Origin of the sequence: Agromyces chromiiresistens (assembly GCF_029167465.1) — a bacterium.
Taxonomy (GTDB): domain Bacteria; phylum Actinomycetota; class Actinomycetes; order Actinomycetales; family Microbacteriaceae; genus Agromyces; species Agromyces chromiiresistens.
Window position 1 is genome coordinate 272912 of sequence record NZ_JARFNL010000003.1, and the last position, 21109, is coordinate 294020.

Genomic DNA, 21109 nt, shown 5'->3' on the forward strand with positions numbered 1-21109 from the left:
TTCGGGGCGGGTGGTTCCGCTGCTTCCACGTTACGCGTCTCAGGCGCGGCCCGCGGCTCCCCCGCCGAGCGCGCGGTCGACGAGGGCGACCATGCGGTCGGTGCCGTCGGCGACGCCCGCCGTCGCCGCGGCCGATGCCATCGCGGCGACGCGTTCGCGGTCGGCGAGCAGCGGCACGAGCTCGGCGGCCACCCACTCGGGAAGGAACCGGGCGTCGTCGACGAGGATTCCGCCACCGGCCGCGACGACGCCCGCGGCGTTGAACCGCTGCTCGCCGTTGCCGACGGGGTACGGCACGTACACGGCGGGGATGCCGAGGGCCGAGAGCTCGCTCACGGTCGCCGCGCCCGCTCGGGATACCGCGAGGTCGGCGAGGGCGAGGGCGAGGTCCATGCGGTCGGCGTACTCGACCATCCGGTAGCCGGCGACACCGGGATCGTCGACCTCGGAAGTCGCGCCCGTGATGTGCAGCACCTGCCAGCCGGCACCGGTGATCGCCTCGGCACTGTCGACCATCGTGCGATTGATGCGACGTGCGCCGAGCGAACCACCGGTCGCGAGGAGCACGGGCTTCGACGCGTCGAGTCCGAAGAACCCCGCGGCCTCGCCTCGGAGCGCAGCGCGATCGAGCGTCTCGATCTCGCGGCGGAGCGGCATGCCGACGACCTCGGCGCCGGGCAGCGGCGTGCCCTCGAACGCGACGCCGACGGCATCCGCGCGACGGGCGCCGAGCCGGTTCGCGAGGCCCGGCTTCGCGTTCGCCTCGTGCACCGCGACCGGGACGCCGGCACGTCGCGCAGCGATGTAGGCGGGAGTCGAGACGTACCCGCCGAAGCCGACGACGACGTCGACACCACGACCGGCGATGATGCCCGAGACATCCGAGATCGAACGACGGAACCGCGCCGGGAACGCGGCGGCGGCACGGTTCGGCCGCCGCGGGAAGGGGACCTTCGCGATCGTGAGCAACTCGTAGCCGCGAGCCGGCACGAGCCTCGCCTCGAGCCCCTCGGCCGTGCCGAGCACGAGCACCTCGGCGTCGGGATCGCGCTCGCGCAGGCGATCGGCGACGGCGAGCAGGGGGTTCACGTGGCCGGCGGTTCCGCCGCCGGCGAGCAGGTAGACGGTCATCGCGCGGCTCGCTCCGCCGCACGGGCCCTTCGCGCCGCCGAACGGGCGGCGAGGCGGGCGGATGCCTCGGGCGTCCGCGCGACCGACAGGACGACGCCGATCGCGACGAGGGTCGTGAGCAGGGCGGTGCCTCCCGCGGAGACGAGCGGCAGCGGGACACCGAGGACGGGGAAGACTCCGAGCACGACACCGATATTGACACAGGCCTGGCCGATCACCCACACCATGACCGCCGCCGTGGCCGCCCGGCCGAACGGCGTGCCCGCGCCGCGGAACACCCGCGCGAAGGCGATCGCGAGCAGTACGAACAGGCCGATCACGACGATCGCGCCGATGAGGCCGAGCTCCTCGCCGATGATCGCGAAGATGAAGTCGTTGTCGGCTGCCGGCAGCCACGACCACTTCGCCGCAGAGTTCCCGAGGCCGACGCCGAAGATGCCGCCGTTCGCGAGGGCGAAGGTACCGTGCTGGATCTGCCAGCAGTCGTTGACCGCGTCGCCCGTGCCGCCTGCCTCGCAGTTCGCGTCGAGGAACGAGGTGATGCGGCGCATGCGGCTCTCGCTCGAGAACGCGACGATCACGAACCCGACGACGGCGATGATGATCGGCGGCAGGAGCAACCGGAGCCGCACCCCGATGAGGAAGAGCGCGCCGAGCAGCATCGCGCCCATGATCATGACGGTGCCGAGGTCGCCGCCGAGGAGCACGAGCCCGATCGCACCGCCGCCGACGAGCAGGATCGGCAGGATGCCGTGCGTGAAGTCGTCGAGCCGGTCCTGCTTCTTCGTGACCATGAGCCCGAGCCAGATGACCAGGGCGACCTTGATGAACTCCGACGGCTGGAACTGCACGGGGCCGATCGCGAGCCAGTTCGTGTTGCCGCCGACCTCGATGCCCATCGGGGTCGCCACGACGAGCAGCTGCGGGATGCAGGTGACGATGAGCGCCGGCCAGGCGACGCGCATCCAGAATCGCTCTGGCAGCCGGCTCGCGATGAGCATGGCTGGGATGCCGATGACGGCGAACACGCCCTGTCGCACCGCCTGGTCGAGGAGGCCGCCGTCTTCGAGGTACGACTCGACGAGCGAGGAGGAGAGCACCATGACGAGGCCGAGCACGACCAGGAAGAGGGTCGTGCCGAGCAGCAGGAAGTAGTCGGCCGACTCGGCGCGGAACAACCGCCCCAGGCGGATCCGCGCCGCCGAGACGCCCTGCTGGGCGGGCTCAGCCTTCTGCGGGCGGCTCGTGCGGGGCGGAGTCGCCATCCGCCTCACCTCCCAGCATCGCTCTGACCGCTTCGTGGAACCGCCGGCCGCGATCGCCGTAGTCGGCGAACTGGTCCATGGACGCCGCCGCGGGCGCGAGGAGCACAGTGTCCCCGTCCTCGGCGACCGCCGCAGCCAGTGCGACCGCATCGGGCATCACCTGCTCAGTGTCGTCGGCGACGACCTCGAAGAGCGGCAGTTGCGGCGCGTGTCGCCGGAACGCATCGACGAGCTCGGCGCGATCGCGACCGATGACGACCGCGGCGCGCAGCCGGCCGACGTGCGCTGCGACGAGCGAGTCGGCGTCGACGCCCTTGAGCAGGCCGCCCACGATCCAGACGACCCGGCCGAAGGCCTTCAGGGATGCCTCGGCGGCATGCGGATTCGTCGCCTTCGAGTCGTCGATCCAGCGGATGCCACCGGCGACGGCGACGGTCTCGATGCGGTGGGCGTCGAGCCGGAACTCGGCGAGTGCGTCGTGGATCACACCGACCGGGACCCCGTGGGAACGCGCGAGCGCGGAGGCGGCGAGGATGTTGGCGACGACGTGCGGCGCGGCCAGCCCGCGCGGCTCGAGCTCGTCGAGGGTCGTGATCTCGAGGGCGGCCGTACGCCGGTCGTCGAGGAACGCCCGATCGCACAGGATCCCGTCGACGACGCCGAAGTCGCTCGGTCCGGGCACGTCGAGCCCGAAGCCGATGGCGCGGGCGCCCTCCTCGACCTCGGCGTCCTCGACCATGCGCAGGGTCGCCTCGTCGGCGCGGTTGTAGACGCACGCGACCTTCGTGTTCTCGTAGACCTTCGCCTTCGCAGCGCGGTAGGCCTCGAACGAGCCGTGCCAGTCGAGGTGGTCGTCGGCGAGGTTGAGCACGACGCTCGCCCACGGGTGCACGGCGCCGGGACCCGTGGTCGGCAACGTGTGCAGCTGGTAGCTCGACAGCTCGACGACGAGCACGTCGAAGCCCGCCGGGTCGCGCACGGCGTCGAGCACGGGCACGCCGATGTTGCCGCACGGCGCCGCGCGCAGGCCGTTCGCCGCGAGGAACGTCGCAGTCATCTGGACGGTCGTGGTCTTGCCGTTGGTGCCGGTCACGAGGATCCACTCGGCCGCGTTCACCTTGTCGCGCACCCGCCAGGCCAGCTCGATGTCGCCCCATACCGCCACGCCCTCGCTCCCCGCCCATCCGAGGACGGCATGGTCGGGATGGAATCCCGGTGAGGCGACCACGACGTCGGGGGCGAACGCGACGAGCTCGTCGGGCACCGCGTCGAGCGGGTGCCGCACGAGCCGCGCGCCGATGACGTCGAGGATCCGCGCGCGGTCGTCGTCGACGTCGGGGGCGAGGACGAGCACCTCGGCGCCGAGCTCCGTCAGTGTGTCGGCGACGGCGAAACCCGTCACGCCGACGCCGAGCACGGCGACACGGAGACCACGCCAGTCGGCGTTCCAGCTCGTCAGCGTGTCGAGGCGGTTCGCGGCGCGGCCCGGGTCATCCGCCGTCAACGCTGCAGCCACTCGAAGTAGAACGCGCCCACGCCGGCGGCCACGAAGAGTCCGGCGATGATCCAGAAGCGCACGACGATCGTGACCTCGGCCCAGCCCTTGAGCTCGAAGTGGTGATGGATCGGACTCATCAGGAAGATGCGCTTGCCGTGGGTGAGCTTGAAGTACGCCCGCTGCACGATCACCGAGCCCGTCTCGATGACGAAGAGGCCGCCGATGATGACGACGAGGAGCTCGGTGTGGCTGACGATCGCGAGCGCGGCGAGGGCACCGCCCAAGGCCAGCGAGCCGGTGTCGCCCATGTAGATCTTGGCGGGGTTCGTGTTCCACCAGAGGAAGCCGATGAGGCCGCCGACGATCGCGGTGGCGACGATGGCGATGTCGAGCGGATCGCGCACGTCGTAGCAGCGGTACCGGTCGTCTTCGTTCAGTCCGACGGCCGCGCACGACTGGTTGAACTGCCAGAAGCCGATGATGACGAACGAGCCGATCGCGAGGATCGAGGCGCCGCCTGCGAGGCCGTCGAGACCGTCGGTCACATTGACGCCGTTCGAGGCGCCGACGGTGATGAGGCAGCTCCAGATGACGTAGAGGAGGATGCCGATCACCGTGGGGAACACCATGAAGTCGAGCGGCAGATCGCGGATGAACGAGATCTTCGTGCTCGCGGGCGTCACGCCCATGTGGTTCGGGAACTGCAGGGCGAGCAGCGCCACGACCGTCGCGACGACCACCTGGCCGCCGACCTTCGCCCAGCCGCCGAGGCCGAGCGACTGCTTCTTGCGCGTCTTCAGGAAGTCGTCGACGAATCCGACGACGCCGAGGCCCACCATCATGAGCAGCACGAGCAGGCCCGATGCGGTCGCGCCCTCACCCGTGAGCAGCGTCGCCGAAAAATAGCCGAACAGCGTGCCGAGAATGAAGATGATGCCGCCCATCGTGGGCGTGCCGCGCTTGACGTGGTGGCTCTGCGGCCCGTCGTCGCGGATGAACTGCCCCCAGCCGAGGCGGGTGAACAGCCGGATGAACAGCGGCGTCAGGAACAGCGTGAAGGCGAGCGACAACGCCCCGGCGGTCAGTAGTGCTCTCACGCGCCCCGACCTCCCCGTCGGTCGCCGAGCAGGCCGTCGGGCCGGCCAGTCCCGCTGCGGTAGTGAACTGCGCTCACGCGAACCATTCTCCCAGTCGGTCGCCGAGCAGGCAGTTCGCCTGCCCAGCCTCGCCGTGATGATGAACTGCGCTCACGCGAACCATTCTCCCAGTCGGTCGCCGAGCAGGCGGAGACCCGCCGAGTTCGACGATTTCACCAATATCGTGTCACCGGGCTGCGTGCTCGCGGTGACGAGCTCGAACGCCTCGTCGGCGGTCTCGACGAACGCCGACTCACCGTCCCACGAGCCCTCGTTGATCGCCGAGATGTGCAGGCGACGCGCGCCTTGCCCGACGACGACGAGCTGCGAGATGCCGAGCCTCACGGCGAGCAGGCCGATGCGGTCGTGCTCCTCGCCCGAGAACTCGCCGAGTTCGCTCATCTCGCCGAGCACCGCGATCGTGCGGGTACCGGGCGTCTTCACCTGGGCGAGTGTCTTGAGCGCGGCCGACATCGAGTCGGGGCTCGCGTTGTAGGCGTCGTTGATGACGGTGATGTCATCGCGGCCGCCCATGAGCTGCATGCGCCAGCGCTCGGCGAGGGTGACCTGCTCGAGGGCGGTCACGATGTCGGCGAGGCCGACGCCGAGCTGCAGGGATGCCGCAACCGCCGCCAGGGCGTTCATGACGTGGTGCTCGCCGAGCACGCCGAAGTGGACGCGGGCCTCGTCGCCACCCGGTACCGTCACCGTGAAGTCGGTGCCGCGCGCGTGCACGCGCAGGTCGGTGGCGCGCACGTCGGCGGCGTCGCCGAGTCCGAACCAGACGACGCGTGCAGCGGTCAGGCCGGCCATCGGGACGACGCGGGGGTCGTCGGCGTTGAGCACGGCCACGTCGGTTTCGAGGAGGTCGGTGACCATCTCGGACTTCGCCCGCACCGTCTGCTCGATTCCGCCGAACTCGCCGGCGTGGGCGAGCCCGACCTTGAGCACGATGCCGACGTCGGGCCGCGCCATCTTCACGAGGCGCGCGATCTCGCCGACGCCGGAGGCCCCCATCTCGGCGACGAGGAACTCGGTCTCGTCGGTGAGCTCGAGCATCGTGACGGGTGCGCCGACCTCGTTGTTGTAGGACGCCCGGGCCGCGACGGTCGGTCCGATGCGCTCGAGCACCGCCCGGAGCAGGTTCTTCGTCGTCGTCTTGCCGTTCGACCCGGTGACCCCGACGATGCGGAGCCGTCCGAGCGCACGGACGCGGCGCACGACCTCGGTCGCGAGTGCGCCGAGCGCGTCGACCGAGTCGGCGACGATGACCTGCGGCACGGCGAGGTCGAGCGCGTGTTCGACGATCAGGAGCGCCGCGCCCTGTTCGGCGGCAGCGGGTGCGAAGCGGTGCCCGTCGTCGAACTCGCCTCGCTTGGCGACGAAGAGGTCGCCCGCTCCGATCTCGCGCGAGTCGGTGGTGACCGCGCCTGCGACCACCGTCAGCGGGGTCGCCTCAGTGCCGTCGAGCCGGAGTACACCGCCGGTCGCCTCGGCGACCTCGGCCAGCGTCAGGGCGATCACGACAGCCACCCCGCGTCGCGCAGGGCCTGCTTCGAGTCTTCACGTGCGGAGTACGGGATCTTGACGCCTTTCACCTCGTGGTAGTCCTCGTGTCCGGGACCCGCGTACAGGATGGCGTCGCCATCCTGCGCGAGCGCGAGCGCAGCGCGGAATGCCGCGCGGGGGTCGGGGATCTCGTGGATCTCGCGATCGGGCACCGCCTCGCGCGCACCGGCGATGAGCGCGGCCCTGATGGCCGCCGGATCCTCGTTGCGCGGGTGGAAGTCGGTGATCACGACGACGTCGGAGCCGCGGGCGGCGATCGCGCCCATCTCGGCGCGCTTCGTCGTGTCTCGGTCGCCGTCGGCGCCGAACAGCATGATGACCCGGCCCTCGGTGATGCGACGGATCGCGCCGAGCGTCTGCAGGAACGCATCGGGGCTGTGGCCGTAGTCGATGTAGACGACGGGGCCGCGGTCGCCCGAGATGCGCTCAGCGCGGCCGGGGATGTAGGCGTCGATGCCGCCGTCCCGCTCGAGCACCGCGGCGATGCGGTCGAGGTCGTATCCGGCCTCGGTGAGCATGACGATCGCAAGTGCCGCGTTGGCCGCCATGTACCAGCCGAGCAGGGGCACCTTCGTCTCGATGCGGCGACCGTCGGGCCCTTCGAGGGCGAACACGGTGAACGCGGCCTGCTCGTCGAGCACGGTGACGCGCCAGTCGGCCGCGCGATCGGAGGTGGTCGTGAGCGTCGTGACGGGGATGCGCGACTCGGCCACGAGCCGGTCGCCCCACGCCGAGTCGACGGTGACGACGCCGCGGCGGGCGCGTTCGGGCTGGAACAGCTCGCGCTTCGCCTCGAAGTACTGGTCGAGGTCGGCGTAGTCGTCGAGGTGGTCGTGGCTGAGGTTGGTGAACCCCGCCACGTCGAAGACCAGCCCGTCGACGCGATGGCGGCTGAGCGCCTGCGCCGACACCTCGATCGCGACCGCTCGTACGTCGACCTCGCGCATGCGGGCGAGGAGTGCGTGCAGTTCGCTCGCCTCGGGCGTCGTCAGGGAGCTCGTGACGGCCTCGTCGCCGATGCGGCGCTCGGCCGTCGAGGTCAGGCCGGCCGTGACACCGAGCTGTCGGAGGATGCCGTAGAGCAGGTAGACGACGCTCGTCTTGCCGTTGGTGCCGGTCACGGCGAACGTCGAGGCGGGGTTCTCCTCGGTGCGGTGGATCCAGGCGGCGACCGAGCCGAGCGCCGAGCGCGCGTCGGCCGTCACGAGCACCGGCAGGCCGGCGCCCTCGGCGATGGACGCGCCGGTCTCGTCGGTGAGCAGCGCGACGGCTCCGGACTCACGCGCGGCGCCGGCGAACTGGGCGCCATGCGCGTTGCGCCCGGGCACGCCGACGTAGAGGTCGCCGGCGCGCACCGAGCCCGACGCGAGGCCGACGCCGGAGACCTCGAGGTCGCCGAGCTCGCCGCGCACCTCGAACCCGAACTCCTCGGCGAGGCCGCGGAGCGATCGAGGGCTCGGGTGCTGCGGCCGGAGGGCCGTTGGAGGCGATCCGGTCACGAACCCAACTTTCTCACCAGGTGGCTGGCAGATCGGGCGCCGGAGCGCCGGATGGAACGGTCCGATACTTCTTCAGCACCTGGCTCATCACCTTCTGGAAGACGGGCGCGGATGCGGCGGACGAGTTCATCTTAACGGGATTGTTGATGCTGACCGAAACCACGAACTCGGGATCGTCGGCCGGGGCGAAGCCCGAGACCGAGACCAGGTAGCCCGACCGGTAGCCGCCGTTGCCGTCGGCGAACTGGGCCGTACCGGTCTTCGCCGCCACCCGGTAGCCGGGAATGTTCCAGGTGTCGGCGAGCCATCCCTCGGCGTAGACCCGCTCGAGCATCTGCGAGGTCTCGTCGGCCGCCTTCTCCGAGATGACCCGCTCGCCCTTCGAGGGCGGCGCCGTCGTCTCGCCGTCGGGCGTCGTGCAGCCGTCGACGAGCTGCACGGGCATGCGCACCCCGCCGTTCGCGATCGTCTGGTAGGCGCTCGCGATCTGCACGGCCGTCGTCGTGAGGCCCTGGCCGAACATGGTCGCGTACTTCGTCTGGTTGTCCCACTCGTCGGGGTCGCCGTGCAGGTCGCCCGTCTCCTCGTTCGGGAAGCCGACCTCGGTCTGCTCGCCCAGGTGGAACTTCTTCATGTCGTCGTAGCGCTGACGGTCGGTGAGGCGCTCTCCGAACTTCGACATGCCCGTGTTCGACGACTCGATGAGCACACCGGTGAGGGTCAGCCGTTCGTCCTCGTGGAACGCACTGTCGTTGATGTCGGCGCCGTTCGACGGGTAGTACTTGTAGGGCGCGACGATCTGGTCGAGCGGCGTGGCCTTGCCCGCGTCGAGCACCGAGGCGGCGGTGATCGCCTTGAAGGTCGAACCCGGCTCGAACGGCGCCGTGAAGGTGCGCGAGCCCCGGTCGTCGGCGTCGGTCGCGGACGGGTCGTTCGGGTCGACCGTCGGCACGTCGGCGACCGCGAGCAGTCGCCCGGTCTTCACCTCCATGACCGTGGCCGTCGCCCAGTCGGCACCCGTCGCGCGTCGCTGCTCCTCGAGCACGCGCTGGACGAAGAACTGGAGGTCTGCGTCGATCGTGAGCTTCAGGGTGCCGCCGTCCTTCGCCTGCTTCTGCACGATCTCGGTGCCCGGGATGGGAACCCAGTCGGATGCGCTGTGCAGGTAGCTCACCTCGCCGTCGGTGCCCGCGAGGCACTGGTCCTGCGCGAGCTCGAGCCCGGCGAGCGGCGTGCCGTCGTCGGCCTGCACGAAGCCGAGCAGGTTGCCGCCGACCGCGCCGTTCGGGTACGTGCGGCTCGGGTGCTCCTTCGGATAGACCCAGGCGATCTCGAGCGCCTTCACCGCGTCGTATGTCGCCGTGTCGACCTGCTTCGCGATGAAGGCGAAATCCGAGTCGGGGTTCTCCGCGAGCTTGGAGGTGATGATCCCGACGACCTGGTCCGTCGTCAGGCCGACCACGGGCGCGAGTTCGGCCGCAGCCGGCGTGAGACCGGCGACCAGTTCCTCCGTCGTGAGGTCGACCTCCTTCGTCGTGTCGCCCGACTCCGACGCCACGCGCTCGACGACGGCCAGCTTCGCCTGCTTCGGGGAGACCACGATGTCGTAGCGCATGACACTGTCCGCCAGGACCGTTCCGTTCGCGTCGACGATGTCGCCGCGCGCACCCCAGACCTTCACGGGCGTGGAACGGGCGTCCTGCGACTGCGCGTTGAGTGCGGACGCCCGCACGACCTGGATGTCGACGAGCTTCACGACGAAGACGCCGACGAGGACGACCAGCAGTACGGCCGAGACGATGATCCTCCGCATCGGGTGCCGGGTCGTTCGCTTCATCCGGTGGTTCCTCGGCCCTTCTGGTGGTGCGCGGTCGTACGGCTTGCGGCTAGTGGGTCGCCGGCGTCGGCAGCCCGTCGCTCACGGGCGGTGCTGCGGGATCCTCGGGCGTCTGCGCCCCTCCAGAGCCCGCGGCCCCCGCCGCGCCCGCGGCGGCCCGCTCGCCGCCCCCCTTCGCCTGCTTCTTCGGAGTCTCCCCCGCAGGCTCCTCGGTGACGAGCGGCACGCCGTCGATGAGCGCATTCGGGACGAGCGGCCCGGATGCCTCGGCGCCGGCGCGCGCCGGCGTCGGATCGCCGCTCACCGAACCGTCGGAGAGCTTCAGGAGCACCGGGCTCGCGTTCGGCACCATGCCGAGCGCTTCGGCGTTCGCGGCGAGATACTGCGGCGACTCCACTCGGTCGAGGTCCTCGCGGAGCTGCTGCTCCTGTCGATCGAGCTTCGTCTGCTGCATCTGGGCGTGGTCGATGTCGTAGGCGCCCTGGGTGATCGCGATCGACAGCAGCAGCTGGGCGACGACGATCGCCGCGACACCCGCGACCGCGATGATCGCGTAGGCGAGCGTCGGCTTCGCACGGCGGCCCGGCTCGGGTGCGGGGCGAAGCCACCGCCCTCGCTCGGGCGCACGCCGGGGCGCCGGCTTGGATTCGGCGGGCAGGACGTTGGCCGGCAGCGCACTCATGACGGCCTCCTCACTCGTTCTGCGGCACGCAAGCGCACCGGCTTGGCACGCGGGTTCTCCGCCTGCTCGGCTTCGGAGGCGAGCTCTGCGCCACGGACGAGGAGCTTGAACTGCGGCCGGTGCTCAGGCAGCTCCATCGGGAGACCGGCAGGGGCGGTCGAGCTCGACGCCGCCTGCAGCACGCGCTTCACGATGCGGTCCTCGAGCGACTGGTACGCGAGCACGACGATGCGACCGCCGACCGCGACGGTGTCGAGCGCAGCGGGCATCGCCCGCTCGAGGACCGAGAGCTCTTCGTTCACCTCGATGCGCAGCGCCTGGAACACCCGTTTCGCCGGGTGCCCCTGCCGTTGGACGGCGACGGGTGTCGCCGCCTGGAGCACGGCGACGAGTTCGGCCGATCGCGTGATCGGCGCCTCGGCACGCGCCCGCACGATCGCGCGGGCGTAGCGGGCGGCGAGCTTCTCCTCGCCGTAGTCGAGGAAGATGCGTCGCAGCTCCTCCTCACTCGACTCGGCGATGACATCGGCTGCCGTACGACCCTTCGTCGAGTCCATACGCATGTCGAGCGGGGCGTCCTTCGAGTAGGCGAACCCGCGCTCGGCACGATCGAGCTGGAGCGAGGAGACACCCAGGTCGAAGAGCACGCCGTGCACCTCGTTGAAGCCCTCCGAACGCACCGCGCGTGCTATGCCGTCGTACACGGTGTGCACGAACCGCGCCCGGTCGCCGTACTTCGCAAGCCGCTCGCGGGCGATGCCGAGTGCGTCGGTGTCGCGGTCGAGCCCGATCACCGTGAGCTTCGGGAAGCGCTCGAGGTACGCGGCGGTGTGCCCGCCCATGCCGAGCGTGGCGTCGACCATGACCGCGCCGTCGGCCTCGAGGGCCGGCGCGAGCAGCTCGAGCGTGCGCTCGAGCATGACCGGGGTGTGGATTCGTTCGATGTCCATGATTCCGCCTCTGCTTCCGGGCCTCGCGCCCTGATCCCCATCCGTTCGTCCTGATGCGGGGAAGTGCACCAGGCCCGGCCGGCTGGGAGTCGGGACCCGAGGATTCAGAAGAGTCCGGGGATCACCTCCTCCGCCGTCTCTGCGAAGGCCGCCTCCTGCTCGGCGAGGTAGCTCTGCCACGCCGCCTGGTCCCAGATCTCCACCCGACTGCCGGCGCCGATGACCGTGAGGTCTCGGTCGAGCCCCGCGTAGCCGCGGAGGTTGGCGGGGATGGTGACCCGGTTCTGCTTGTCGGGGGTCTCCGCGGAGGCACCCGAGAGGAAGACGCGCATGTAGTCGCGTGCCTGCTTGCTCGTCACGGGGGCTTGGCGGATCTTGTCGCTCATGCTCTCGAACTCGCGGGCGCTGAACACGTAGATGCAGCGCTCCTGCCCGCGCGTGAGCACGAGCCCGTTCGACAGCTCCTCCCGGAACTTGGCCGGAAGAATGACGCGCCCCTTCTCATCGAGCTTCGGCTCGTAGGTCCCGAGGAACATGCGCCACCCCCTTTCCTCCGGCCAGGATCCAGGTGACCCCACTTTACTCCACCTTCATCCACTGATCAACGACAAACGCTCGAATTTCGCGCGCGTCGCACAGAAGTCCCGCGGAAACACGGGGATACAGCCGGGTGGAGCGGAGTGGAGGAAATCGCACTGAAATGGCGCGAACGGGCGCGTCGCGGGCCGTGGGCGTCGTCGGCGGGCCCGCTCCCGGGGCGCGAACCGGTCCGGAGACACGAAAAACGGGCCGATCAGGAGATCGGCCCGTTCAGGTGGTCGGAAGTGGAGGGACTAGTCGCGGCCCTCCTGGCGGCGGTCCCAGCGATCGTTCATGCGATCCATGAAGCCCGCCCCGGAGCGCGGCTTCGCACTGCTCGACGGAGACTCGGTCGGAGCTGCAGTCGCCGCACCGCGCTTGCCTGGCGTGATCGCGACGAGGACGCCCGCGAACATCAGTGCGAATCCGACGATGCCGATGATCAGGATCTGCGACGCGACGCCGCCGATCAGTGCACCGACGCCGGCGACCGCGAGGAGGACGCCCAGCACGATCGCACGGTAATTCGGGCGCCGACCGCGCACACCGCCGACGGCATGCACGAAGTCGGCATCGTTGCGGTAGAGGTTCCGCTCCATCTCCTCGAGAAGACGTTGCTCCTGCTCTGAAAGCGGCATCTCATTCCCCTCAGGCTCGGGATCGACGCATCCGAGTCCATTCTAGCCCCGCGTCGCCTCGGTAGGCTAGGCGGGTGGCTCACAGTTCCCGGCTGGTCGATCTGGTTCACGAACGCATCGAGGACTTCCTCGCCGAACGTACCTCAATTCTCCGTTCGATCAGTCCCGACCTCGACCCGCTCGACCTCTTCTCACGGCGATTTCTCAGCGGTGGCAAGCGCTTCCGCGCCCTGTTCTGCTACTGGGGGTGGGAGGCCGTGCACGGGCGCGGATTCGATCCGTTCGACGCCGACGACGAGGTCGATCTCGCACCGGTGGTCTCCGCGGCCGCCGCCCTCGAGCTGTTCCACGCTGCGGCGCTCGTGCACGACGACATCATCGACAAGTCCGACACCCGTCGCGGCGCCCCCTCGGCGCATCGCCTCTTCGAGACGCTGCACGCCGAGTCGGGCTGGGCGGGCGAGGCCGACGCGTTCGGCATCGACGCCGCGATCCTGCTCGGCGACCTGCTGCTCGGCTGGAGCGACGAACTCCTCGACGCGGGGCTCGACGCCCTGCCCGATCGTGCGGCCGCCCGAGCAGCGCGCACCGAGTTCATGCGGATGCGCACGGAGGTGACGGCCGGCCAGTACCTCGACATCCTCGAGGAGCGCGCCTGGGTGGCGCAGCCCGACGACGAGCAGCGGCTGCGTGCCGAGCGCATCATCGTGTACAAGTCGGCGAAGTACAGCATCGAGGCCCCGCTCGTCATCGGCGGGGCGATCGCCGGGGCCGATGGCGCCCAGTCGGCCGCGCTCCGCGAGTTCGGCCTGCCGCTCGGCATCGCCTACCAGTTGCGCGACGACCTGCTCGGCGTCTACGGCGACCCCGAGGTCACCGGCAAGCCGAGTGGCGACGACCTGCGCGAGGGCAAGCGGACCATGCTCGTCGCGATCGCGCGGGAGCGACTCTCGGCCGGACAGCGCCGGCTGCTCGACGAACTCCTCGGCGACCCCGATCTCGACGCCGACCAGATCCGCATGCTCCAGCGGACGATCGCGGAATGCGGGGCCGTCGACGAGCTCGAGTCGATGATCTCGGATCACGCCGCGCGAGCGGTCGCCGTGCTCGAACGGGCCCCGCTCAGCCAGGCTGCGCGTTCGGAGCTCGGCGCACTCGTGCGGACGGTGACCCGGCGATCGAGCTGACGCGCCTCAGAGGAGCGCCTGGGCGATCCGACGCACCTCCGCCTTCCGGCCGGCGCGCAGCGCGTCGATCGGGGTCGTTCCCAGGCTGTCCTCCTCCGCGAGCAACCACTCGAGCGCCTCGGCGTCACTGAACCCGACGTCGGAGAGCAGCACGGCCGTGCCGTGGATCTCGGGCAGGGGTGCATCGTCGCGCAGGAAGACCGACGGCACCTTGAGCACGCCGTCGCGACGGGCGGCCAAGAGGTGCCGGTCATCGATGAGGCGCCGGATGCGCGACGGGCTCTGCCCGAGGAGTTCGACGAGTTCGGGAACGGTCAGCCAGGTGGTCTCGGCGGCATCGGTCACGAAGCAAGACTGCCATGACGGGGGGCGAACGCGGAAGCCGGAACCGCGCACCGAGTCCGGGAACGCAGGCGGCAGCCGCGAGTCGGCGGACGCGCGGCGAGCTTCCGCACCACCGGAAACGCAGCACGAGCCCCGGCCCTCGAGCCGAGTTCTCGGACGCGCGGCGAGGTGTTTGACTCGCCTCTGCCCCTGTGCGACCGTGACGGGAGTCGGGTGCACCAGGCCGGCGAAGGGGGAACCATGGCGTACGACGTCGACGACGCCGCCGGACGCGACGACCGGCCGTCCGGTCGCGGGCGATCACGAGGCATCCGGGGGCTGCTCACCGTTCCGCTCGCCGTCGCGAGCGCCGTCGCGGTCACCCTCGGCATCGCCCAGCCCGCCGACGCGGCGCCGCAGCCCGTCAAGCGGTCGCCCAAGGCGAAGGCGCCTGCTGCGGGCGCGACACGAGCGCCCGTCGTCGCGACGGCGGAGGTGCCGCGAGAGATCGTGGTCGCCGCCGGCGACACCGTCAGCGGCATCGCGGAGCGCTACGGACTCTCGACCGCGGAGGTACTCGCGCACAACGGGCTCGGCTGGTCGAGCCTCATCTTCCCCGGACAACGACTGGCGCTGCCCGGCGGCCGGGCCTCCACGACTCCGAGCAGCCGCGAGGGGATCGCCAAGCACACGGTGGCGGCGGGCGACACCATGAGCGGCATCGCCTCGCGATACGGCGTCGGCCTCGAAGAGCTGCTCCGCGTGAACGGACTCGGCCGCCAGTCGCTCATCTTCCCCGGTGAGCAGGTCGTGCTGCCGCCGGGAGCGGCGCCGTCGCCCGGGCCGGATCCGGACGCGGCGGCGGGGACCGAGCCCGTGCCACCCGAGGAGGGCGAGGCGACGCCGTCCGCCGACGTGCACGTCGTCGTCGCCGGCGACACCGTGTGGGACATCGCCGCCCGCGAGCACGTCGGCGTCGACGCGCTCGTCGAGGCGAACGGCCTCGACGAGCGGGCGACCATCCGCCTCGGCCAGCGCCTGGTGATCCCCCGCCCCGTCCCGGTGACGACGGTCGCGTCGGTCAGCGTCGTACTCACCGACGAGATGCGCGCGAACGCCCAGCTCATCGTCGACGTCGGCCGCGAGCTCGGCGTGCCGGACCGCGCCATCGTCATCGCCCTCGCGGCGGCGGCGCAGGAGTCCGGCCTGAAGAACGTCCGCCACGGCGACCGCGACTCCCAAGGGCTCTTCCAACAGCGGCCGAGCCAGGGTTGGGGCACCTCCGAGCAGGTGCTCGACGCCCATCGTGCGGCCGCCGCCTTCTACGGCGGACCGACCGGGCCCAACGTGGGGCGCGCGCCCGGTCTCCTCGACATTCCCGGATGGGAATCGATGCCGCTCGCCGAGGCCGCACAGGCGGTGCAGCACAGTGCGCATCCCGATCACTATGCGAAGTGGGAGGCGCAGGCTCGCGCCTGGGTGGACGAACTCGGCTGAGCCGGCCGTCACCTGCGCAGGGCGCCTGAGGATCACGATGGGATTGCGATCGGCGCGTCGGCGGCGTTTGTTCGGCCTGCGGCATATGCCCTTTCGTAGACTCGAACGGTGAGCACAGCGCCCGCGGACCCGATGATCGACCGTCTGATCGACGGCCGCTATCAGGTGCGCTCGCGCATCGCCCGCGGAGGCATGGCGACCGTCTACCTCGCGACCGATCTCCGACTCGAGCGACGCGTCGCGATCAAGATCATGCACGGGCACCTGGCCGACGACAACACGTTCAAAACGCGTTTCGTGCAGGAGGCGCGTTCGGCGGCCCGACTCGCCCACCCCAACGTCGTGAACGTCTTCGACCAGGGCCAGGACGCCGACATGGCGTACCTCGTCATGGAGTACCTGCCCGGCATCACGCTGCGCGACCTGCTCAAGGACTACAAGAAGCTCACCCCCGAGCAGACCGTCGACATCATGGACGCGGTGCTGTCGGGTCTCGCCGCCGCGCACAAGGCGGGCATCGTGCACCGCGACCTCAAGCCCGAGAACGTGCTGCTCGCCGACGACGGCCGCATCAAGCTCGGCGACTTCGGCCTCGCGCGCGCCGCGAGCGCGAACACGGCGACCGGTCAGGCCCTGCTCGGCACCATCGCCTACCTCTCCCCCGAACTCGTCACCCGCGGCGTCGCCGACGCCCGCAGCGACATCTACGCGGTCGGCATCATGATGTACGAGATGCTCACCGGCGAGCAGCCGTACGTCGGCGAGGCGCCGATGCAGATCGCCTACCAGCACGCGAATGACGAGGTGCCCGCGCCGAGCTCGCGCAACCCCGCCGTTCCGGCATCGCTCGACGAGCTCGTGCTCTGGGCGACCCGTCGCGACCCCGAGGAGCGCCCACGCGACGCACGCGAGCTGCTCGACCGGCTGCGCGAGGCCGAACCCGAGCTGCGCGCATCGCACCTGCCGATCACGACGCAGGCGACGATGGTGCTGCCGTCGGCCATGGCCGCTGCCGCGGTACCGACCGCGGAGACCAGCGTGCTCGGCGCGGCACCGGTCGTCACGGCGGTGCCCCCGTCCGACGACGAGCCCGACGACGACGCCTCGGTGCTCGCCGCGAGCGCCGCCCGCCGCAAGCGCCGCGGGTACTGGATCCTCGCCCTCGTGCTGCTGCTCGCCGGACTCGCGGGCGGCACCGGCTGGTATTTCGGCGCGGGCCCCGGCGCGTACGCGAGCGTGCCGACGGTGAGCGCGAAGATGTCGCCCGAGGAGGCCACGGCAGCCCTCGAGGATGCCGGCTTCATCGTCGATCCGGCGACGCGCACCGACCCCGAGATCCCGAAGGGGCAGGTCGCCGGCACCGACCCCGCTGGCGGCGAGAGCGCCCGCCGAGGTTCGACGGTCACGCTCTACGTGTCCGAGGGGCCGCAGATGCTCGACGTGCCCGATGTGGTGGGTGTCCCCCTCGATGAGGCGCGGTCCCAGCTCGCCGCGTTCACGCTGCTCGACCCGGTGAAGCAGTTCTCCGCCGAGATCGAGAACGGCTCCGTCATCGCCGCGCTGGATGCCGAAGGGGCACCGCTTCCGTCGCCGTACCCCGAGCGCGGCGACGTCACCCTCGTCGTGTCGGTCGGCGCCGTGCCGCCCGTCGAGGGCACCCCCGCCGCGGAGGCGGAGGCGAAGCTCAAGGACGCCGGGCTCGTGGTGAAGTACAAGGAGCCGGTCTTCTCCGACACGGTCGCGAAGGACAGCGTCGTCACCGCCGACTGGCTCGACGACCCCATGCGCCCCGGTTCGACCGTCGAGCTCACCGTCTCGAAGGGCCAGGACCTCGTCGCTGTGCCGAGTGTCGTTGGGAAGAACCTTCAGGACGCTATCGACGAACTCGAGGCCGCCGGGTTCAAGGTAAGTTACAACTTTCCAATTCCTGGGCTCGGAACGGTTACTGAGCAAGATCCGGCGGGTACTGCACAAGCAGTCCGCGGGAGCACTATTGCCCTCGTTGCAACTCTTACTATCTGAACGACCCGCTCGTGCAAATCTGTGCGACTGCTGAGGTTTCACCGTTGACGCGAGAACGGCGCACGCCCCGTGGGGCGTGCGCCGTTCTGCTGCGACCGCTCAGCGCGACGCGAGCTCCTCGGCCACGAGGAACGCGAGCTCGAGCGACTGCATGTGGTTGAGCCGCGGGTCGCAGAGCGACTCGTAGCGGGTCGCGAGGGTCGCCTCGTCGATGTGCTCCGAACCGCCGAGGCACTCGGTGACATCGTCGCCGGTGAGCTCGACGTGGATGCCGCCGGGGTGCGTGCCAGCGGCACGGTGCGCCTCGAAGAAGCCCTTCACCTCGTCGACCACGTCGTCGAAACGGCGGGTCTTGTAACCGGTGGGCGTCGTGATGCCGTTGCCGTGCATCGGGTCGGTGACCCACAGCGGGTTCGCGTCGCTCGCCTTGATCGCCTCGAGCAGTGGCGGCAGTGCCTCGCGGATCTTGCCGGCGCCCATGCGCGTGATGAAGGTGAGCCGGCCCGGCTCGCGGTTCGGGTCGAGCTTCTCGACGAGCTCGAGCATCGTCTCGGGCGTCGTCGTCGGACCGAGCTTCACGCCGATCGGGTTGCGCACGCGCGAGAGGAAGTCGACGTGGGCGCCGTCGAGCTCACGGGTGCGCTCGCCGATCCAGATGAAGTGCCCGCTCGTGACGTACGGGGTGCCCGTGCGCGAGTCGATGCGGGTCATCGGGCGCTCGTAGTCCATGAGCAGGCCCTCGTGGCCCGTGTAGAACTCGGTGTGCTTGAGCGCCTCGAAGTCGGCGCCGCAGGCGTCCATGAACTTCACGGCGCGATCGATCTCGCGGGCCATCGATTCGTACCGCGAGTTCGCCGGGTTCTGCGCGAAGCCCTGGTTCCACGAGTGCACCTGGCGCAGGTCGGCGAAACCGCCCTGCGTGAACGCGCGGATGAGGTTCAGCGTCGACGCCGCCGTGTGGTAGCCGCGGATGAGTCGGTTCGGATCGGCCGTGCGCGACTCTGGCGTGAAGTCGTAGCCGTTGACGACGTCACCCCGGTAGGCGGGCAGCGTGACGTCGCCGCGGGTCTCGGTGTCGCTCGAGCGGGGCTTCGCGAACTGGCCCGCCATGCGACCCATCTTGACGACGGGCATCGAGGCGCCGTAGGTGAGCACCACGGCCATCTGCAGCACGGTCTTCACCCGGTTGCGGATCTGGTCGGCGGTCGCGCCCGCGAAGGTCTCGGCGCAGTCGCCGCCCTGCAGCAGGAACGCCTCGCCGCGCGACGCGGCCGCGAGCCGTTCGCGCATCGTGTCGACCTCGCCCGCGAAGACCAGCGGCGGCAGCGTGGCGAGCTCGGCCGAGGCGGCGCGGGCGGCCTCCGCGTCGGGCCAGGTGGGCTGCTGCTTGATCGGCAGGTCGCGCCAATAGTCGAGCCCCGCGATCACGGAGGGATCTGCGTTGACGATGGGCTCGACGAGCTGTACCACTGGGCTGTCCTGGAGGGTGCGGGCGCCACGGCGCCGGAAAGCGGAACGGCGACGCACGTCGCGCCGCCGCCCTCCGAGCCTACCGCGATTGCGAGGCCCGCTGCTCCTTCACGCTGGAGGCGTACACGTCGACGTACTCCTGCCCGCTCAGGCCGCGCAGGGCGTACACGAGCTCGTCCGTCACGGAACGCAACACGAAGCGATCGCCCTCCAGACCCTCGAACCGGGAGAAGTCGATCGGCTCGCCGACGATGATGCCGATCCGGCGCACGCGCGGCAGTCGCGTGCCGATCGGCATGACGTGCTCGGTGCCGATCATCGCGACCGGGACGACCGGTGCGCCCGACTCGAGGACCATGCGGGCGACGCCCGTGCGCCCCCGGTAGAGCTTGCCGTCGGGGCTGCGAGTGCCCTCGGGGTAGATGCCGAGGATGCTGCCCTCTGCCAGCACCCGGAGGCCGGTGTTCAGGGATGCCTCGGACGCCTTGCCGCCCGAACGGTCGATCGGCAGCTGCCCCGCGGCCTGGAAGAACATGCGCGTCGCCCAGCCCTTGAGCCCCTTGCCGGTGAAGTACTCGCTCTTCGCGAGGAACACGACGGGGCGGTCGACGACGAGCGGCAGGAAGATCGAGTCGATGAACGAGAGGTGGTTCGAGGCGAGCACCACGGCACCCTCCTTCGGCACGTTCTCGAGCCCGACGACCCACGGCCGGAAGATCGAGAGCAGGATCGGCCCGACCACGAGGTGCTTCATGATCCAGTAGAACACCGCGCGGCTCCCTTCCCGTGAGACATCGACTCAGCTTAACGCCGGGTGGCTCAGGAGTGTTCGGCGACCCACACGCGGGCGAGGTCGGCAGCGCCGACGACGCCGGCGTCGTTCACGAGCTCGGCGATGACGAAGTCGGGCTCGGGGTGGTAGCCGCGAGCGGGCAGGTGCTCGAGATACGCCTCGCGGATGGGCTCGAGCAGCAGCTCGCCGGCGACCGCGACGCCTCCGCCGAACACGAATCGCTGCGGATCGAGCACCGCGGAGAGACTCGCGGACGCCGCTCCGAGCCAGTGGCCGAGCTGGCGGAGGGCGGCGATGGCGCCCGGGTCGCCCGCTTCGATGAGCCCGCCGACGATCGTGCCGTCGAGTGCGCCGTGCTCGGCGCGCGCCCGTGCCAGCGACTGGCCGATACCGCCCGCGTCGGCGATCTCGCCCGCCATGCGCAGGAGGGCCCGCCCCGAACCGTACTGCTCGATGCAGCCGCGCTGGCCGCACCCGCACGCGAGGCCGTCGGGCACGACCCGGAGGTGACCGAGCTCGGCGCCCGCGCCGAACCCGCCTCGGAAGAGGCGGTCGTTCGCGACGATCGCGCCGCCGACGCCGGTACCGATCGTGAGCATCACCATGTCGCTCACGAGCCGGCCGGCGCCGAAGCGGAACTCTGCCCACCCGGCGGCGTTCGCGTCGTTGTCGACGACGACGGTGCCGCCGACCTGCGCCTCGAGCTTCTCGCGCAACGGCTCGTTGCGCCAGTCGATGTTCGGGGCGTAGTAGAGGGTCGACTGCGCCGCGTCGACGAAGCCCGCCGCGGCGACGCCGACGGCCTCGATGTCGTCGGAGCCGCGGAGGCCGGCGATCATCTCGACGACGGCACGTTCGAGCGCCGGCGCGTCACCGGCGGGGGTCGGCACCCGATCGCTGCGCACGATCGCGCCGAGCTCGTCGACGACTGCGCCGGCGATCTTCGTTCCACCGATGTCGATACCGATCGCGTGCACGCTGACGCCGCCTTTCAGAGGGGGACGGGGCTGGGGTCGCGCCGGAACGGGGCCG

Annotated in this window: 18 protein-coding genes; 3 read left to right on the plus strand and 15 right to left on the minus strand. The window is 70.6% G+C overall.

Going from position 1 to position 21109, the window contains the following annotated elements:
- Positions 1–39 precede the first annotated feature (39 nt).
- The 11 genes from murG to PX701_RS07235 form a co-directional block, all read right to left on the minus strand.
- Complete coding sequence (gene murG / locus PX701_RS07185) at positions 40–1131, minus strand: undecaprenyldiphospho-muramoylpentapeptide beta-N-acetylglucosaminyltransferase (protein WP_231431199.1); 1092 nt, start codon at positions 1129–1131, stop codon at positions 40–42.
- Positions 1128–2396, minus strand: a complete 1269-nt coding sequence (ftsW, locus tag PX701_RS07190; RefSeq protein ID WP_231431200.1) for a putative lipid II flippase FtsW — start codon at positions 2394–2396, stop codon at positions 1128–1130. Before ftsW ends, murG begins: the two co-directional genes overlap by 4 nt.
- A complete protein-coding gene (gene murD, locus PX701_RS07195; RefSeq protein WP_275505886.1) occupies positions 2356–3900 on the minus strand; it encodes a UDP-N-acetylmuramoyl-L-alanine--D-glutamate ligase in 1545 nt (514 codons plus the stop codon). The genes ftsW and murD overlap by 41 nt, the downstream gene beginning before the upstream one ends.
- On the minus strand, positions 3897–4991 hold the full coding sequence (mraY, locus tag PX701_RS07200) for a phospho-N-acetylmuramoyl-pentapeptide-transferase (RefSeq protein WP_231431202.1): 1095 nt from the start codon (positions 4989–4991) through the stop codon (positions 3897–3899). The genes murD and mraY overlap by 4 nt, the downstream gene beginning before the upstream one ends.
- Before the next feature lie 150 nt (positions 4992–5141).
- Positions 5142–6554 carry a UDP-N-acetylmuramoyl-tripeptide--D-alanyl-D-alanine ligase gene (locus tag PX701_RS07205; RefSeq protein ID WP_275505887.1) on the minus strand — a complete coding sequence of 471 codons (1413 nt, stop codon included), beginning with the start codon at positions 6552–6554 and terminating at the stop codon, positions 5142–5144.
- Positions 6551–8098: a Mur ligase family protein gene (locus PX701_RS07210; protein ID WP_275505888.1), complete on the minus strand. Its 1548-nt coding sequence runs from the start codon at positions 8096–8098 to the stop codon at positions 6551–6553. Before PX701_RS07210 ends, PX701_RS07205 begins: the two co-directional genes overlap by 4 nt.
- A 13-nt stretch (positions 8099–8111) precedes the next feature.
- Positions 8112–9935, minus strand: a complete 1824-nt coding sequence (locus PX701_RS07215; protein WP_275505889.1) for a peptidoglycan D,D-transpeptidase FtsI family protein — start codon at positions 9933–9935, stop codon at positions 8112–8114.
- A gap of 49 nt (positions 9936–9984) precedes the next feature.
- The gene (gene ftsL / locus PX701_RS07220) at positions 9985–10617 is read right to left on the minus strand and encodes a cell division protein FtsL (protein WP_231431206.1); all 633 of its coding nucleotides are present in this window, start codon (positions 10615–10617) and stop codon (positions 9985–9987) included.
- Complete coding sequence (gene rsmH, locus PX701_RS07225) at positions 10614–11567, minus strand: 16S rRNA (cytosine(1402)-N(4))-methyltransferase RsmH (RefSeq protein ID WP_275505890.1); 954 nt, start codon at positions 11565–11567, stop codon at positions 10614–10616. The genes ftsL and rsmH overlap by 4 nt, the downstream gene beginning before the upstream one ends.
- A 104-nt stretch (positions 11568–11671) precedes the next feature.
- On the minus strand, positions 11672–12103 hold the full coding sequence (gene mraZ / locus PX701_RS07230) for a division/cell wall cluster transcriptional repressor MraZ (protein WP_275505891.1): 432 nt from the start codon (positions 12101–12103) through the stop codon (positions 11672–11674).
- A 297-nt stretch (positions 12104–12400) separates the two neighbouring features.
- Entirely contained in the window at positions 12401–12784 is a 384-nt protein-coding gene (locus tag PX701_RS07235) for a DUF3040 domain-containing protein (RefSeq protein ID WP_231431209.1), read from the minus strand.
- Between the two features lie 74 nt (positions 12785–12858).
- Here PX701_RS07235 and PX701_RS07240 point away from each other — a divergent pair, with 74 nt between their 5' ends.
- Entirely contained in the window at positions 12859–13971 is a 1113-nt protein-coding gene (locus PX701_RS07240) for a polyprenyl synthetase family protein (protein ID WP_231431210.1), read from the plus strand.
- A gap of 6 nt (positions 13972–13977) precedes the next feature.
- On the opposite strand, the gene PX701_RS07245 is transcribed toward PX701_RS07240, so the two are convergent.
- A complete protein-coding gene (locus PX701_RS07245; protein ID WP_231431211.1) occupies positions 13978–14316 on the minus strand; it encodes an Rv2175c family DNA-binding protein in 339 nt (112 codons plus the stop codon).
- Between the two features lie 240 nt (positions 14317–14556).
- Between PX701_RS07245 and PX701_RS07250 the strand changes: the two genes are divergently transcribed.
- Both PX701_RS07250 and pknB read left to right on the plus strand, forming a co-directional pair.
- Entirely contained in the window at positions 14557–15792 is a 1236-nt protein-coding gene (locus PX701_RS07250; protein WP_231431212.1) for a muramidase family protein, read from the plus strand.
- A gap of 108 nt (positions 15793–15900) precedes the next feature.
- On the plus strand, positions 15901–17814 hold the full coding sequence (gene pknB / locus PX701_RS07255) for a Stk1 family PASTA domain-containing Ser/Thr kinase (protein ID WP_275505892.1): 1914 nt from the start codon (positions 15901–15903) through the stop codon (positions 17812–17814).
- 99 nt (positions 17815–17913) lie between these two features.
- Here pknB and PX701_RS07260 read toward each other — a convergent pair whose 3' ends face one another.
- The 3 genes from PX701_RS07260 to PX701_RS07270 all read right to left on the minus strand — a co-directional run bounded on the left by PX701_RS07260 (position 17914) and on the right by PX701_RS07270 (position 21054).
- The gene (locus PX701_RS07260; protein ID WP_374201123.1) at positions 17914–19284 is read right to left on the minus strand and encodes a class II 3-deoxy-7-phosphoheptulonate synthase; all 1371 of its coding nucleotides are present in this window, start codon (positions 19282–19284) and stop codon (positions 17914–17916) included.
- A 79-nt stretch (positions 19285–19363) separates the two neighbouring features.
- Positions 19364–20053 carry a lysophospholipid acyltransferase family protein gene (locus PX701_RS07265; RefSeq protein ID WP_231431214.1) on the minus strand — a complete coding sequence of 230 codons (690 nt, stop codon included), beginning with the start codon at positions 20051–20053 and terminating at the stop codon, positions 19364–19366.
- A 50-nt stretch (positions 20054–20103) separates the two neighbouring features.
- Positions 20104–21054, minus strand: a complete 951-nt coding sequence (locus PX701_RS07270; protein ID WP_231431215.1) for an ROK family glucokinase — start codon at positions 21052–21054, stop codon at positions 20104–20106.
- Positions 21055–21109: the final 55 nt, after the last annotated feature.

Excerpts from the sequence above, each read along its gene's own strand:
- PX701_RS07250 (WP_231431212.1), top strand. The coding sequence starts at position 14,557 with ATGGCGTACGACGTCGACGACGCCGCCGGACGCGACGACCGGCCGTCC.
- murG (WP_231431199.1), bottom strand. The coding sequence starts at position 1,131 with ATGACCGTCTACCTGCTCGCCGGCGGCGGAACCGCCGGCCACGTGAAC.
- PX701_RS07215 (WP_275505889.1), bottom strand. The coding sequence starts at position 9,935 with ATGAAGCGAACGACCCGGCACCCGATGCGGAGGATCATCGTCTCGGCC.
- ftsL (WP_231431206.1), bottom strand. The coding sequence starts at position 10,617 with ATGAGTGCGCTGCCGGCCAACGTCCTGCCCGCCGAATCCAAGCCGGCG.
- ftsW (WP_231431200.1), bottom strand. The coding sequence starts at position 2,396 with ATGGCGACTCCGCCCCGCACGAGCCGCCCGCAGAAGGCTGAGCCCGCC.
- mraZ (WP_275505891.1), bottom strand. The coding sequence starts at position 12,103 with ATGTTCCTCGGGACCTACGAGCCGAAGCTCGATGAGAAGGGGCGCGTC.
- PX701_RS07235 (WP_231431209.1), bottom strand. The coding sequence starts at position 12,784 with ATGCCGCTTTCAGAGCAGGAGCAACGTCTTCTCGAGGAGATGGAGCGG.
- rsmH (WP_275505890.1), bottom strand. The coding sequence starts at position 11,567 with ATGGACATCGAACGAATCCACACCCCGGTCATGCTCGAGCGCACGCTC.